The 15,950-nt window shown below is 43.9% G+C and carries 13 protein-coding genes; 7 read left to right on the plus strand and 6 right to left on the minus strand.

What is annotated here, in order from left to right:
* Positions 1 to 14 precede the first annotated feature (14 nt).
* From NSQ68_RS21940 to NSQ68_RS21955, 4 genes are read right to left on the minus strand one after another with little or no spacing between them, the layout of a single operon-like run.
* Positions 15 to 995: a siderophore ABC transporter substrate-binding protein gene (locus tag NSQ68_RS21940; RefSeq protein ID WP_307353598.1), complete on the minus strand. Its 981-nt coding sequence runs from the start codon at positions 993 to 995 to the stop codon at positions 15 to 17.
* 12 nt (positions 996 to 1,007) lie between these two features.
* Positions 1,008 to 1,766, minus strand: a complete 759-nt coding sequence (locus NSQ68_RS21945; protein ID WP_307353596.1) for an ABC transporter ATP-binding protein — start codon at positions 1,764 to 1,766, stop codon at positions 1,008 to 1,010.
* Positions 1,760 to 2,710 carry an iron chelate uptake ABC transporter family permease subunit gene (locus NSQ68_RS21950; protein ID WP_342427173.1) on the minus strand — a complete coding sequence of 317 codons (951 nt, stop codon included), beginning with the start codon at positions 2,708 to 2,710 and terminating at the stop codon, positions 1,760 to 1,762. The genes NSQ68_RS21945 and NSQ68_RS21950 overlap by 7 nt, the downstream gene beginning before the upstream one ends.
* On the minus strand, positions 2,700 to 3,653 hold the full coding sequence (locus NSQ68_RS21955; RefSeq protein WP_342427174.1) for an ABC transporter permease: 954 nt from the start codon (positions 3,651 to 3,653) through the stop codon (positions 2,700 to 2,702). The genes NSQ68_RS21950 and NSQ68_RS21955 overlap by 11 nt, the downstream gene beginning before the upstream one ends.
* A 324-nt stretch (positions 3,654 to 3,977) precedes the next feature.
* Here NSQ68_RS21955 and NSQ68_RS21960 point away from each other — a divergent pair, with 324 nt between their 5' ends.
* The 6 genes from NSQ68_RS21960 (at position 3,978) to NSQ68_RS21985 (ending at position 12,269) form a co-directional block, all read left to right on the plus strand.
* Positions 3,978 to 4,655 carry a response regulator transcription factor gene (locus NSQ68_RS21960; RefSeq protein WP_342429151.1) on the plus strand — a complete coding sequence of 226 codons (678 nt, stop codon included), beginning with the start codon at positions 3,978 to 3,980 and terminating at the stop codon, positions 4,653 to 4,655.
* A gap of 1 nt (position 4,656) precedes the next feature.
* Positions 4,657 to 5,574, plus strand: coding sequence for a HAMP domain-containing sensor histidine kinase (locus tag NSQ68_RS21965; RefSeq protein ID WP_342427175.1), 918 nt, complete (start codon positions 4,657 to 4,659; stop codon positions 5,572 to 5,574).
* A gap of 108 nt (positions 5,575 to 5,682) precedes the next feature.
* On the plus strand, positions 5,683 to 6,360 hold the full coding sequence (locus NSQ68_RS21970; RefSeq protein WP_342427176.1) for an ABC transporter ATP-binding protein: 678 nt from the start codon (positions 5,683 to 5,685) through the stop codon (positions 6,358 to 6,360).
* The gene (locus NSQ68_RS21975) at positions 6,357 to 8,897 is read left to right on the plus strand and encodes an ABC transporter permease (RefSeq protein ID WP_342427177.1); all 2,541 of its coding nucleotides are present in this window, start codon (positions 6,357 to 6,359) and stop codon (positions 8,895 to 8,897) included. Before NSQ68_RS21970 ends, NSQ68_RS21975 begins: the two co-directional genes overlap by 4 nt.
* Positions 8,898 to 9,054: 157 nt before the next feature.
* Entirely contained in the window at positions 9,055 to 9,732 is a 678-nt protein-coding gene (locus NSQ68_RS21980; RefSeq protein ID WP_342427178.1) for an ABC transporter ATP-binding protein, read from the plus strand.
* Positions 9,729 to 12,269: an FtsX-like permease family protein gene (locus NSQ68_RS21985; protein WP_342427179.1), complete on the plus strand. Its 2,541-nt coding sequence runs from the start codon at positions 9,729 to 9,731 to the stop codon at positions 12,267 to 12,269. The genes NSQ68_RS21980 and NSQ68_RS21985 overlap by 4 nt, the downstream gene beginning before the upstream one ends.
* A 107-nt stretch (positions 12,270 to 12,376) precedes the next feature.
* Here NSQ68_RS21985 and NSQ68_RS21990 read toward each other — a convergent pair whose 3' ends face one another.
* Positions 12,377 to 12,907, minus strand: coding sequence for a GNAT family protein (locus NSQ68_RS21990; protein ID WP_342427180.1), 531 nt, complete (start codon positions 12,905 to 12,907; stop codon positions 12,377 to 12,379).
* Positions 12,908 to 13,157: 250 nt separating this feature from the next.
* On the opposite strand from NSQ68_RS21990, the gene NSQ68_RS21995 reads away from it, so the two are divergent.
* Positions 13,158 to 14,129 (plus strand): ring-cleaving dioxygenase, encoded by a 972-nt coding sequence (locus NSQ68_RS21995; protein WP_104495608.1) that lies wholly within the window; start codon positions 13,158 to 13,160, stop codon positions 14,127 to 14,129.
* An 88-nt stretch (positions 14,130 to 14,217) separates the two neighbouring features.
* Here the strand turns inward: NSQ68_RS21995 and NSQ68_RS22000 are convergent, their stop codons facing one another.
* On the minus strand, positions 14,218 to 15,915 hold the full coding sequence (locus NSQ68_RS22000; RefSeq protein ID WP_342427181.1) for a M3 family oligoendopeptidase: 1,698 nt from the start codon (positions 15,913 to 15,915) through the stop codon (positions 14,218 to 14,220).
* Between the last annotated feature and the right edge of the window lie 35 nt (positions 15,916 to 15,950).

Consider the following 15,950-nt stretch of genomic DNA (forward strand, 5'->3'; position numbering starts at 1 on the left):
TGTGAATGTATTCATTACAGTGCAGCGTCTATTTCCTTGATCATTTCAGATACAGATTCCAGACCATTACCTGACAGGTACCAGTAGTTAGGATCAAGGTATACAATATGACCGTTTTTAAATGCATTGGTTTTCTTCACCAGTTCATTCTCAATGGTTTGTTTACCTGTAACCTGCTCCTTACCTTCCTCGACCACCACAGCCCCACGGTCAACAACAAAAATATAATCCGGATTTTTTTGCTGTACATATTCAAAAGAAACCTTTTGTCCATGCGTGGATACTTTAATGTCAGGATCTACAGGGGTTACGCCAAAAGCATCATGAATGATACCGAAACGGGATTGTGAGCCATATGCGCTCAGGCTTCCTTCATTCGTCAGCACAATCAGTCCTTTAGCTTTGCTCGCTACAGCCTTGTCATGTACAGCCTTGATGGAGCTATCAATCGCAGCCAGTTCCTGCTTGGCAGCATCTTCTTTGTCGAAGATTTGACCCAATGTTTCAACGTTTTTCTTAAAGGAATTGATATAATCCTTGGTGTCTACAGCCATCGAAATGGTCGGTGCAATTTTACTCAACTCTTTATATGCATCAGCTTGTCTACCGCCGATGATGATCAGTTCAGGAGACAGATCACTGATTTTCTCGTAATCCGGTTCAAACAGCGTGCCCGCACTTGCATATTTGGAATCTTTATATTTGCTCAAATACGTAGGAAGATCCTGCTGCGCCACTGCCGCAACGTCAACACCCAGCTTATCGAGCGTATCCAATGAACCAAAATCAAAGACAACGACATTTTTGGGATTAACTTTGACTTGGACCGGGTTTTCATCCAGTGCGTGTTTGACCGAGATGGTTTTGGATTCCGTTGTTGCAGCAGAGGAGCCGTTTCCAGTCGTCTCTTGTGTTGCCGGAGCTGCTTTGCCACAGGCTGACACGATTAGTACCAATGCAAGCATCAGCGTTAAAAACATCATATTTTTCTTCATTTAACATTCCCCCTAAGTGAAATAAACGCAAATTTTATGGTCATCAATCTGTTGAATCGGAATATCCATATCGTACAAGTCCTTTAATACCTGACTATCAATCATCTCGTCAGCCGTTCCTTGTTTTAGCAACCTGCCATCCTTCATCCCTACAATATAGTCTGAATAGCAGGATGCAAAATTAATGTCGTGCAGCACGACTAGAATCGTTTTGCCGAGATCATCCACCAAACCGCGCAACGTCTTCATGATCTGAACCGAATGCTTCATATCCAGATTGTTCAGCGGCTCATCCAGCAGAATGTATTCTGTGTCCTGAGCCAAAATCATGGCAATAAAAGCCCGCTGTCGCTGTCCCCCACTAAGCAAATCAATATGCTTGTCTTTCATATCCTCCAGTCCCATGTAGGCCATAGACTGCTCCACCATTTTGCGATCCTCGCTGTTCAATCTGCCCTTGGAATACGGAAAACGGCCGAAGCTAACCAGTTCCTTCACGGTTAAGCGAATATTGACATCGTTGGTCTGTTTTAAAATAGATATCTTGCGGGCTAGCTCCTCACTTTTCGTCAGGCTCACGGCCTGCCCGTCAATGAGGATTTCTCCCTCATCACTGTCAGTCAGGCGACTGATCATCGACAACAAGGTGCTTTTTCCAGCGCCATTAGGGCCAATAAAGGAGGTAATGGTTCCTTTAGGTACAGTGACGGATACCTGATCCACCACATTTTTATTCCCGTAGCGTTTGGATACGTTTTTGACTTCTACCATGATTTATTCTCCCGCAGCAAAAGGTACAGGAAGTACACCCCCCCGATAAAGTTAATAATAACGCTGACCGTTGTCGATAAGTCGAACACTCTTTCTGCTAGCAGTTGGCATCCTGCCAACGCAATAACACTGACACAGATAGAGGCCGGAATAATATAACGATGCTGATAGGTTTTCATCACCTGATAAGCCACATTGGCCACAATTAATCCGAGAAACGTAATCGGCCCGACCAGTGCCGTGGATATGGAGATAAGAATCGCTACGATAATTAGCAGCCTTTTGATAATAAAACCATAAGGGAGACCTAAATTAATCGCATGCTCTCGTCCGAGCGACAGCGCGTCCAGATACTTGATGAATCTCCACGCATAAGCAAATACGAGCACAAGAATGAATACAGAAAGCCACAGCAATTCGGTGTTAACATTACTGAAGCTGGCAAAGCTCTTGTCCTGGATTTTCGCAAATTCGTTCGGATCAATCAGTACCTCCATAAAGGTAGACAGACTGTTGAATAGTGTGCCGAATACCAGACCAATCAGCAAAAGTACATAAATCCCGCGTCCATCTTTGCGGAAAATTAATTTGTATAGCAGTCCTGCGAACAGCACCATCAGCCCCACTGACAGCAAAAAGTTCAATTCTTTGCTGGTCGAAATGAAGGGTACGGAACCAAATGCAAAAATAATCGTCGTCTGAATCAGCATATACAGTGAATCCAGTCCGATAATACCCGGAGTCAAAATCTTATTATTCGTAACCGTCTGGAAAATAACGGTTGCAAAAGCAATGGAGCCACCTGTCAGAATGAAAGCTGCGATCTTTTTCAATCGTCGTGGCAGCGCGTAATGCCAGGTATGCGGAAGATCTATAAACACGAAAGCAGCAATCAACACAAGCGCGGCAGCGGCTAATATTCCGATTTTTAATTTAGGATTCATAAGCCCTTCTCCTCAACAGCAAATACAAGAACAACACGCTCCCGATCACACCAACCGTAAGTCCTACAGAAATTTCATACGGATAAATGATCACTCGTCCCAAAATATCGCAAAACAGCACAAAGACGGCGCCCAGGATCGCTGTATGGGCCAGACTTTTTTTCAGATTATCCCCCATATACATGCTGACCAGATTGGGTACAACCAGCCCCAAAAAGGGAATCGTCCCGACCGTTAAGATGACGACAGAGGAAACCAAAGCCACGATCACCAAACCCACATTGACGGTGCGCTTGTAATGTACGCCCAAATTGGCCGCAAAATCCTCGCCCATGCCTGCAATTGTAAAACGGTTCGCATATATGTACGCCAGCGCAACCAAAGGAACACTAAGATATAACATCTCATAGCGACCACTCATGATTAGAGAAAAATCTCCCTGCATCCACGAAGAAATGCCCTGAATCAGATTGTATTTGTAAGCAAAAAAAGTCGTCACCGAATTTAAAATGCCTCCAAACATCAAACCGACAAGCGGGATAAATACCGGGTCCTTGAAACGGATTTTATCCAGTATCTTCATAAAAACCAGCGTTCCCCCTAAAGCAAATCCAAAAGCCGTCAGCATCTTCGTCCAAAATCCCGCCGCTCCAAACACCATAATGGCCATCAGCACACCTAGTCGTGCCGCATCCATCGTCCCCGCGGTGGTGGGCGATACAAATCGGTTCCGGGTAAGCTGCTGCATGATCAATCCACAGATACTCATACTCGCCCCTGCGATAATGATACTGATCAATCGTGGGAATCTGCTAATCAGGAGTACCTGCGCCTGATCGTTGGTTAAGTGGAACACATCAAGTGGAGTTACATCATGAACACCAATAAAAACCGAGGCGAAGGCCAGTACCAGAAAAGCCAGTATTAAATAACGCAATTTCATCTCTAACTAAGGGAGCCTGTCCAATAACCTGCACCAAGCTTCGGCCCTGTCCTCCCCTCCAATAATGATAATGATTATCAAAATCAACTAGCGTAAATTATATCAGTGATATTGTATCTGTCAAATTTTTTGCAATGAATAAGCCATGTCAAAAAAGGTGTTAGCAAAACCTGAATAGTCTGAAGAGTGAATGAGCAAATAAGAGCAATATCCTGTAAAATAGAGGTGGAAGATTTTGGGGCACTCTTTTCTATTTTTACTGTAAGCAGTTCTTGGAATTCGGGATTCATTAACTTGATGAATCAAAAAAACAGGAGGAAAATGATGAATCACATACTAATTGTCGAGGACGATATCGCCTTGAGTAACGGTATTGTTCTTGCTCTTAAAGAACCTAACAACGTATTTACACAAACGTATGACATTGCTGCTGCAAAAGAACAATTGAACATTACTGCCTTTGACCTAGTGATTCTTGATGTAAATTTGCCGGATGGAAGTGGACTCGACCTTTTAACCCATATACGAAAAAGAACAACTATACCCGTCATCGTTCTGACTGCGAATGATATGGAAACAGATGTCGTCACTGGTTTTGAGCTGGGTGCTGACGACTATATCACCAAACCTTTCAGTCTTATGGTACTGAGGGCAAGAGTCGGCGTTCAGCTAAAAAGAGCTAGGTATCCACTTGCCGATTCCTTTCAGCTTGATGGTTTTTCTTTTTCTTTTAATAAAATGGAATTTTTTAAGAATAATACACTCATTGAATTAAGTAAAACTGAGCAAAAATTGTTGCGTATCCTAGTCGATAATCGAGGCAATACCGTTTCTCGCAATCATTTGATAGATAGCATCTGGACTGATGGAGCTGAATATGTAGGTGAAAATGCCTTGTCAGTTACAGTAAAAAGGCTGCGGGATAAATTGGAGGATTCGCCCTCTTCTCCTCGATACATTAAGACGGTTTATGGTATTGGCTACACATGGGCGGTGAGATAATTTGGCAGTACTTAATTACATATGTATGGGAATTACCATTATTGCTTTATTCGCTGTCGGGACTGCTATTCTTCTATATCGCAAAAACGTACATAAAACCATGAAAACCATTCAGGAAATGATTGATACTGCAATAGATGGCAACTTTTCAGAGCATGTTTTCGACGAGTCCGTTTTATCTGCAGTAGAGACAAAGCTGGCACGGTTTCTTTCCATTTGTACCGTTTCCTCCAAAAATTTACTTGCGGAAAAAAATAAAATAAATGAGCTTATTTCTGATATTTCGCATCAAACAAAAACGCCTGTGGCTAATATCTTGCTGTATTCCCAACTGCTTAGTGAATACGAATTATCGCAGGATGCGTTCACTTGTGTGAAAGCTCTCTCTGCACAGGCCGAAAAGCTTAACTTCCTGATCCATGCATTAGTGAAAACTTCGCGGCTTGAAACGGGGATTATCACGGTAGCGCCAAGGCGAGAATCTGTTCAAAAGCTCCTTGATGCTGCACTGGAGCAAATGATGCCAAAAGCTGACGCCAAAGGGATTTCAGTTGTTATGGAAGACACAGTTACCCATGCTTATTTTGACCTAAAGTGGACGAGTGAAGCTGTCTATAACATTATGGATAACGCCATAAAATATACAGAGACAGGCGGAAGCATGAATATAAAAGTGATGGCATACGATTTGTTTTGCCGAATTGATATTACCGACAGTGGTATAGGGATTGCAGAAGAAGAACAGGGTAAAATCTTTACCCGCTTCTATCGCTCCCCCACTGTTAACTCGCAGGAGGGTGTAGGTATTGGACTGTTTTTAGCTAGGGAAATCATCGCTGCGGAGAGGGGGTACATCAAGGTACGATCACGCTACGGCCGTGGTTCTACCTTCTCTATTTTTCTTTCTATGGATACTTAATTCTTTCAATACCGTTAGATTTCAGAAAGATTGTAGAAAGATCAGTGTGTTAATGTCTGTACAGTAGATGACTACGATCCAGACATTTTTTTGTGGAGGAGAACGTATATGGCTCTATTGAAAACTCAGGCATTAAGGAAGCATTACGGGAACGGAGACACTGCTGTTCATGCCTTAGACGGTGTGAATCTGGAGGTGGAAAGCGGTGAATTTGTCGCTATTGTCGGTACGTCCGGGAGCGGCAAATCTACCCTTCTCCATATGCTGGGTGGACTTGATCGTCCGACAAGTGGAAACGTTACGATTGACAGCAAGGATATTTCTACATTAAAAGACGAAGAATTGACTATTTTTCGCAGACGAAAGATTGGCTTCGTGTTTCAAAATTACAACCTGGTACCTGTCTTGAATGTCTACGAAAATATTGTGCTTCCTATTGAACTGGACGGTAAAGAACCAGACAAAGCCCACATAGATAAAATAGTACATACCTTGGGCCTTGACCACAAAATGAATAATCTGCCAAACAATCTTTCCGGTGGACAACAGCAACGTGTAGCCATTGCCAGAGCACTGGCAGCCAAGCCCGCCATTATCTTGGCAGATGAACCCACTGGAAATCTGGACAGTAAAACGAGTCTGGATGTGATGGGATTGATCAAAGTATCCAGCCAGCAGTTCCGCCAAACGATAGTGATGATTACCCACAACGAGGAAATTGCGCAAATGGCAGACCGGATCATCCGTATTGAGGACGGTAAAATTGTCGGCGGTGATGCCAAATGATCAAGGTAAAGAACAAAAAAGTAATCCGCAAGCTGGCAGATAAGAGCTTCAAAGTAAACAAAGCCCGTAACCTCTTTGCTATTGTTGCCATAGCACTAACCTCATTGCTATTTACAACACTGTTCACTATGGGGATTGGCGCTGTGGAAAACTTACAACGGGCGACCATGCGCCAGGCCGGTGGAAATGGACATGCCGTACTTAAATATATAACGGATGACGAATTTAATCATATCAAGGATCATCCGTTGATCAAGGAAATAGCTTATAACCGTATATTAAGCGATCGAGTTATGAACGATAAATTTCTAAAACGCCACACGGAGTTCTGGTATTACGACGATGTAGGGATGAAGCTTGGTTTTATTGAGATTAAAGAGGGGCGTAAGCCTGCGGCGGAAAATGAAGTAATCGCAGACTCCAAGACGTTGCAGCTATTGGGTGTTCCACTGGAGGTTGGAGCACCTTTGAGACTAAAGCTTGACATACGAGGTAAAGAAGTACAGCGTGATTTTATCCTCTCCGGCTGGTGGAAAAGCGATCCTGTATTTAACGCAGGACAAATATTGGCCTCCAGATCCTATGTGGATGCTCATGCCAAGGAATTACAAAACACCTATAAAAAAGATCACTCCTTTACCGGCGTAATTAATGCGTATATGATGTTCGACAATAGCTTTGATTTGCAAGGAAAACTCAACAAAGTGATTACGGAAAGTGGATATTCCCTTGACAAAAATGCACCGAACTATATTGCGAATAATGTAAACTGGTCATATATCTCGACCAATTTTAGTATGGATGCGGGAACAATCATTGCACTTACTTCTGCCCTGATACTGATCGTATTTACCGGCTATTTGATCATCTATAACATTTTCCAAATATCGGTGATGCGAGATATTCGTTTTTATGGTCTTTTAAAGACGATCGGCACAAGCGGCAAGCAGATCCGCCGGATCATTCGCAGACAGGCGTTAGTTCTTTCTGTGATAGGAATCCCGTTTGGGTTAATAGCAGGTTTTTTTGTCGGTAAAGCACTTATACCCCTTCTTATAAACCACACTGCTTTTGCTGGTACCGAGGTATCGGTATCTCCCAACCCATGGATTTTTATAGGATCGGCTTTGTTCGCGCTCATTACCGTAATGATCAGCACTTTCAAGCCAGGCAGGATTGCGGCAGCTGTTTCGCCGGTTGAGGCAGTAAGATACACAGACGGAAATACCAAGGGCAGCCGTAAGCTGAAAAAATCCACCAAAGGCGCTAAAATGATCCACATGGCTCGCTCCAACTTGGGGCGCAATACAAAGCGTACCGTGTTGGTAGTCATCAGTCTTTCGTTGAGCCTTGTACTTCTTAACACGGCCTTCACCCTGTCTAAGAGCATTGATATGGATAAGTTTGTATCCAATTTCAATGACACCGACTTTCTCATTGCTCATGCTGAATATTTCCATAGCCCCTTTTTTAAAGGCCCTGAAAATGAGACCTCCGAGAGTTTTATTCAGGCTGTACAGACACAGCCCGGCTTTGAAGAGGGCGGTCGCTTGTACGGCGGCAAATTAGTGCTTACTGTCGAGAATGGAAAAGACACCCATGAGGACGATGTGACTGACTCTCGCGGCAACTTCATGGCGACAGTATATGGGCTGGAAGATTTACCATTGCACCGTTTGCAATTGATCGACGGTGAGCTTGATTTTGAGAAGCTGGCTTCCGGTAAGTATATATTGGAAGGGGTAGATTTAGATGACCATAACATCCCCCATATGGAAGAAGCTCTTTATAAGGTGGGTGAAAAGGTCACGCTTCACAGTTATATGGGAGCAGCAGAAGCTCCGCTGGATAAAGAGTATACTACGCATGCATTCACAGTGCTTGGTCATGTTGCAATTAAATATATGACCAATTCTGATCGCCTTTCAGATAAGTATAATTTTTATCTTCCAGCGAATATTTACAAGCCGCTTGCGGAGCAACCTGCTGTGATGAGCTATGCCTTTAATGTATCCCCTGATCAGGAAGAGGCCATGGAGGGTTTTTTAAAAAGTTACACCGAAACTACAGAGCCGGTAATGAACTACACATCCAAATTTACTTCAATGAATGAGTTTTCCGGTATGCAAAACACCATCATGATGATCGGCGGCACGCTTAGTCTGATTATCGGCCTGATTGGTATCCTCAACTTTGTAAACGCAATTCTGACGAGTATATTGACACGGCGTCAGGAGTTTGCCATGCTGCAAAGTATCGGCATGACCAAAAAGCAATTGCGAGGTATGCTGATCTATGAAGGGCTATATTATGTTCTCGGCACCGCCCTATTCTCCATTTTATTAGGGATCATATTCTCTATTTCAATTGTGAAACCCCTAAGCAGTATGATGTGGTTTTTGAGCTATCACTTTATAATCTGGCCACTTCTAGTCTTATTACCTTTACTGTTATTGCTTGGGATATTTATTCCATTAGTGGTTTACTCTTTGAGCAACAAACAAAGTATTGTAGAGCAACTTCGGCAGGCAGAATAAATTTTACGAGTTATAGAGGAAATTCGTTCTCTCTTCCCTTAGAAAGGAATTCTTTCAACACTGTTAGATTTCAGAAAGATTGTAGAAAGATCAGTGTGTTAATGTCTGTACTGTAGATGACTACGATACAGACATTTTTTTGTGGAGGAGAAAGTGTATGGGCCTATTGAAAACTCAGGCATTAAAGAAAAATTACAGTAATGGGGATACCGCTGTTCATGCCTTAGATGGGGTGAATCTGGAGGTGGAAAGCGGTGAATTTGTCGCTATTGTCGGTACGTCCGGGAGCGGCAAATCTACCCTTCTCCATATGCTGGGTGGACTTGATCGTCCAACAAGCGGAAACGTTACGATTGACGGCAAGGATATTTCTACATTAAAAGACGAAGAATTGACTATTTTTCGCAGACGAAAGATTGGCTTCGTGTTTCAAAATTACAACCTGGTACCTGTCTTGAATGTCTACGAAAATATTGTGCTTCCTATTGAACTGGACGGTAAAGAACCAGACAAAGCCCACGTAGATAAAATAGTACATACCTTGGGCCTTGACCACAAAATGAATAATCTGCCAAACAATCTTTCCGGTGGACAACAGCAACGTGTAGCCATTGCCAGAGCACTGGCAGCCAAGCCCGCCATTATCTTGGCAGATGAACCCACTGGAAATCTGGACAGTAAAACGAGTCTGGATGTGATGGGATTGATCAAAGTATCCAGCCAGCAGTTCCGCCAAACGATAGTGATGATTACCCACAACGAGGAAATTGCGCAAATGGCAGACCGGATCATCCGTATTGAGGACGGTAAAATTGTCGGCGGTGATGCCAAATGATCAAGGTAAAGAACAAAAAAGTAATCCGCAAGCTGGCAGATAAGAGCTTCAAAGTAAACAAAGCCCGTAACCTCTTTGCTATTGTTGCCATAGCACTAACCTCATTGCTATTTACAACACTGTTCACTATGGGGATTGGCGCTGGGGAAAACTTACAACGGGCGACCATGCGCCAGGTCGGTGGAGATGGACATGCCGTACTTAAATATATAACGGATGACGAATTTAATCATGTCAAGGATCATCCGTTGATCAAGGAAATAGCTTATAACCGTATATTAAGCGATCGAGTTATGAACGATAATTTTCTAAAACGCCATACGGAGTTCTGGTATTACGACGATGTAGGGATGAAGCTTGGTTTTATTGAGCTTAAAGAGGGGCACAAGCCTGCGGCGGAAAATGAAGTAATCGCAGACTCCAAGACGTTGCAGCTATTGGGTGTTCCACTGGAGGTTGGAGCACCTTTGAGACTAAAGCTTGACATACGAGGTAAAGAAGTACAGCGTGATTTTATCCTCTCCGGCTGGTGGAAAAGCGATCCTGTGTTCAACACAGGACAAATATTCGCCTCCAGATCCTATGTCGATGCTCATGCAAAGGAATTACAAAGCACCTATAAAAAAGATCATTTCTATACAGGAACCATTAGTGCATATATGATGTTCGACAATAGCCTTGATTTGCGGGGAAAGCTCAGTAAAGTGATTACCGAAAGCGGGTATTCGCTTGACGAAGATGCACCGAACTATATCGCGAATAATGTAAATTGGTCATACATCTCGACCAATTTTAGTATGGATGCGGGAACAATCATGGCACTTACTTCTGCCCTGATACTGATCGTATTTACCGGCTATTTGATCATCTATAACATTTTTCAAATATCGGTGATGCGAGATATTCGTTTTTATGGTCTTTTAAAGACGATCGGCACAAGCGGCAAGCAGATCCGCCGGATCATTCGCAGACAGGCGTTAGTTCTTTCAGTGATAGGAATCCCGTTTGGATTAATAGCAGGTTTTTTTGTCGGTAAAGCACTTATACCAATTCTTATGAACAACACTACCTTTGCTGGCACCGAGATATCGGTATCTCCCAACCCATGGATTTTTATAGGATCGGCTTTGTTCGCGCTCATTACCGTAATGATCAGCACTTTCAAGCCAGGCAGGATTGCGGCAGCTGTTTCGCCGGTTGAGGCAGTAAGATACACAGACGGAAATACCAAGGGCAGCCGTAAGCTGAAAAAATCCACCAAAGGCGCTAAAATGATCTACATGGCTCGCTCCAACTTGGGGCGCAATACAAAGCGTACCGTGTTGGTAGTCATCAGTCTTTCGTTGAGCCTTGTACTTCTTAACACGGCCTTCACCCTGTCTCAGAGCATTGATATGGATAAGTTTGTATCCAAATTCAATGACACTGACTTTCTCATTGCTCATGCTGAATATTTTCATCGTCCCTATTTTAGCGGCCCTAAAAATGAGACCTCCGAGAGCTTTATTCAGGCTGTACAAACACAGCCCGGCTTTGAAGAGGGCGGTCGCTTGTACGGCGGCAGATTAGTGCTTACTGTCGAGAATGGAAAATACACCCATGAGGACGATGAGACTGATTCTCGCGGCAACTTCATTGCGGCAGTATATGGGTTGGAAGATTTACCACTGCACCGTTTGCAATTGATCGACGGTGAGCTTGATTTTGAGAAGCTGGCTTCAGGTAAGTATATTCTAGAGGGAGTTGATCTCAACGACAATGGCAAACCTTATTTGGAATATATGCGTTACAAAGTGGGGGAAGAAGTTACTCTTCATAGCTACATGGGGACCAAAGAAGATCCACTAGACAAAGAGTATACTACGCATGCATTCACAGTGCTTGGTCATGTTGCAATTAAATATAGTACCAATTCTGATCGCCTTTCAAGTAAGTATAACTTCTATCTTCCGGCGAATATTTACAAGCCGCTTACGGAGCAGCCTGCTGTGATGAGCTACGCCTTTAATGTATCCCCTGATCAGGAAGAGGCCATGGAGAGCTTTTTAAAAAGTTACACCGAAACTACAGAGCCAGTAATGAACTACACATCCAAATTTACTTCAATGAATGAGTTTTCCGGTATGCAAAACACCATCATGATGATCGGCGGCACGCTCAGTCTGATTATCGGCCTAATTGGTATCCTCAACTTTGTAAACGCAATTCTGACGAGTATATTGACACGGCGTCAGGAGTTTGCCATGCTGCAAAGTATCGGCATGACCAAAAAGCAATTGCGAGGTATGCTGATCTATGAAGGGCTATATTATGTTCTCGGCACCGCCCTATTCTCCATTTTATTAGGGATCATATTTTCTATTTCAATTGTGAAACCCCTAAGCAGTATAATGTGGTTTTTGAGCTATCACTTTATAATATGGCCACTTGTAGCCTTATTGCCTTTTCTGCTTGTGCTCGGGATATTCATTCCACTGGCAGTCTATTCTTTGAACGACAAACAGAGTATAGTAGAGCGGCTTCGGGAGTCAGAGTAGATTTACCGAGAAAGTCCATAATACCAGTGTGGATTATAAAAAAGATGACTCCTGATCAATTCAGAAGTCATCTTTTTATGCTCAGAAAGGTATTTTTGTCTGAACGCCTACAGCTCCCACTCTTCCCGTAAAAGCCCCATTCGGATCGAATCATAATACTCTCCATTATAATATCTGCACTTGCGAAGCCTGGCTTCGAGGGTCATGCCCAGCTTCTCCCCCACCTTCATCATCCGATGGTTCCCTGACCAGGTTGTAAAGCCCACTCTCACTAGAGGTAATGTATTAAACAAATGTGTGATCCATAGTCGAAGCGCCCTCGTACCATACCCACCGCTCCAATACTGCGAATCAAAGATACCTATCCCCATTTCAAGCCATTGTGAAGGCTGATGCTCCCAATAGTAGCTCACAGATCCAATGACCTTGCCTTCCACTTCAATGATCCAAAAGTCATCTTGCCCGATTCGCTTTTCCTTCTCTTTTAAATAATCATCAAAAGAAAGTGGCTTATGTTCATAGTAGGGTGCATCCCACTGCTTCCATTCCGGTGCTTCTTCCTTAAAAGTTAACGTCCAAAGGGCATGTAGATCTTCTTCTCTAACGGGCCTAATCGTTAAATCCTTATCCGTATACATCGAGTACACTCCTTTTATAATAAAATTCATTCTATCTACTTTGGGCTATATTGAGCTTCATTGTATCTGCTTTTGCATTATTTCGAATTTCTATTTTTGTCCGTCTTTGGAGCGCATGCATAATTCAAGTTGACAAACAATCAAAAATAATATATCTTAATATCAAGATAATAAATATAAAGAAAAGTTTTCCGACTGATTATTTTGTTTAGAAAAACCTAATCATATAAAAACCAAGGAGGATAATGACATGAAACTATTAGGATTGCATCACGTTTCGGCGATTACAGCAGCGGCGGCTAAAAATGTTGATTTTTATACTCAGGTAATGGGACTTCGGTTGATTAAGAAAACGGTGAACCAAGATGATGTTAGTGTGTATCACCTTTTTTACGGAGATGAGCGTGGGACTGCGGGTACGGAAGTTACTTTCTTTGAAATTCCACATGCGGGACAAACTCGTACAGGAAATAACAGCATTTCAGCGCTCTCCCTACGGGTACCGAACGACAAGGCACTGGATTACTGGAAAAACCGCTTCGAGCAACTGGATGTAAAGCATGGTGAAATTACGGATCAAGCGGGACGCCTGGCACTTTCGTTTGAGGATTTTGAAGGACAACGCTTCTTCCTCGTTTCAGATGAGCATGATCACGGAATGCGCGGCGGCACGCCTTGGGAGAAAAGCCCTGTCCCTGCCGAATACGGCATTGTAGGACTTGGGCCGGTTCATCTGACCATTCCCAAAGCGGAGAATACCATTCTTATTCTTGAACAGGTTATGGGCTTCCGCAAAAAAGGCTCCTACCCTTCCCCTGTTGCTGGACAACCGGATGTGGTCATCTATGAAACGGGTGAAGGCGGTACAGGAACTGAGGTGCATCTGGAAGAGCGCAACGATCTGCCACAAGAGCGACCAGGACGCGGCAGTGTGCACCATGTAGCTTTCCGTGTTGAAACCGAGGAAGAGCTCAAACAATGGGTAGAGCGGATTGGTCAGCTGCAAATTTCCAACTCTGGTTTTGTAGATCGCTTTTATTTCCGTTCCTTGTACTTCCGTGAGCCGAACGGCATTCTGTTTGAATTGGCAACCGATGGGCCCGGCTTTGATACGGATGAAGAACTGGAGTTTCTGGGTGAATCGCTGGCGTTACCGCCATTTTTGGAATCGCGCCGCGCATCTATTGAAGCCAATCTTAAACCGCTTAACACTAAACATTAATAGGGTTATATTTGCTCTAAAATCACACAAAGCCGGGACTCCTACATCATGTAGAGGTTCCCGGCTTTTTTTCGTGCAACCGTTATGCTTACAGCTTTTTATCATCCACACTGTTCAGCCATGCTTCGATTTCTCCGATTACAGAGGCGATACAGCCATCTTGGAACGGCGAGATCAGTCCAGCCAGCTCAACCAATCCGGTAAAGGATCGGCTTCCCCCGGCACGACACAGCTTCAAATAATCTTTCCACGCCGCTGTCCGGTCGATACTCATGCGTTTCCAGAATTGGAACGCACACAGTTGCGCGAGTGTATAGTCAATGTAGTAGAACGGAGATTGGAAAATATGCCCCTGCTTGTGCCAGAATCCACCCTGCTCGAGATATTCGTTGCCTTCATAGTCCAGATGCGGTTTATACTTACATTCGATGGAACGCCATGCACTTTTACGTTCTGCTGGGGTCCAATCGGGGTGCTCATATACGGCATGCTGGAATTCGTCCACGGCTACGCCGTAAGGCACGAACAGCAACGATGAAGATAAATGTTCAAAGTGATATTTGTCCGTATCTTCCTCGAAGAACAGATTCATCCAGGGCCATGCGAAAAACTCCATACTCATAGAGTGGATCTCAGCCGCCTCCATCGTTGGCCAATGGTACTCAGGAATTTCAAAATGTCGGCTTTCATAGACCTGGAAGGCATGACCTGCTTCATGCGTCAAAACGTCGATATCACCGGATGTACCATTGAAATTGGAGAAAATAAACGGCGTGCCATATTCGCTCAAAAATGTACAATAGCCTCCACTTTGTTTTCCCTTTTTGCTGATCAAATCCATCAATCCACGTTCGATCATAAAGCTGAAAAATTCATGTGTTTCCGCTGAAAGTTCCTCATACATACGTGCCCCATTACGAATAATCCACTCCGGGTCTCCTTTAGGCGTAGGATTGCCTGACAGGAAGTTAAAGCCCTCGTCATAATAGCGAAGCTGATCTACTCCGATCCGTTCGCGCTGGCGCTCCTTCAGCTTGGTTGCCAGAGGAACGATGTGCTTCAGCACCTGCTCGCGGAAATTGGCTACCATCTCGGCATTGTAATCTGTCCGTCCCAAGCGGGCATAGCCCAATTCTACGAAGTTGTCATAGCCCAGCTTGTGTGCCATGCGCGTACGTACCTTCACCAGTTCATCATAAATCCGGTCCAGCTCGTCCTCATGCTCACTCATAAATTGATATTTAGCCTCGGAGGCCTGTTTGCGTGTCTCCCGGTTGGTAGCCATTTCGAAAGGCAGGAGCTGCGACAATGTGCGTTCTTCTCCCTCAAACGGGATCTTTGCTGAAGCAATCAATTGAGCATATTCCGAGGTCAGCTTATTCTCCTGCTGTAAATCCTCAATAATATCCGGATGGAACGACTTGAGTGCTACCTCGGCAATACTGAAAAGCTGGCTGCCCCATTGACTCTCCAACTCGTTGCGGAATGGAGAATCCACCAATGCCCGGTAGTAATCGGTTACATACTCCTGAATAACCGGCATGAAATCATCAGCGTACTCTTGCTCCGCTTTGTAAAAGGCGTCCTCTGTATTAATGGAGTGCCGAACTTCCACCAATTGCAATTGCGTTTCCACATTACTGCGCAGCTTATTAATCGCATGAATCACTTCATTTTGACGTTCTACGCTGTCCGCCTCACGAAACTGCTGCAACAGCGTTTTAAACCGCTGTTCAATTTCAGGTTGCTCTGGTCGGCTGTAAGCCATTTGGCTGAATAATGTCATTGCTTCGGTTCCTCCTTAAATGTAATAAATCTGAT

Origin of the sequence: Paenibacillus sp. FSL L8-0158 (assembly GCF_038592965.1) — a bacterium.
GTDB classification, from domain to species: Bacteria; Bacillota; Bacilli; order Paenibacillales; family Paenibacillaceae; genus Paenibacillus; species Paenibacillus polymyxa_D.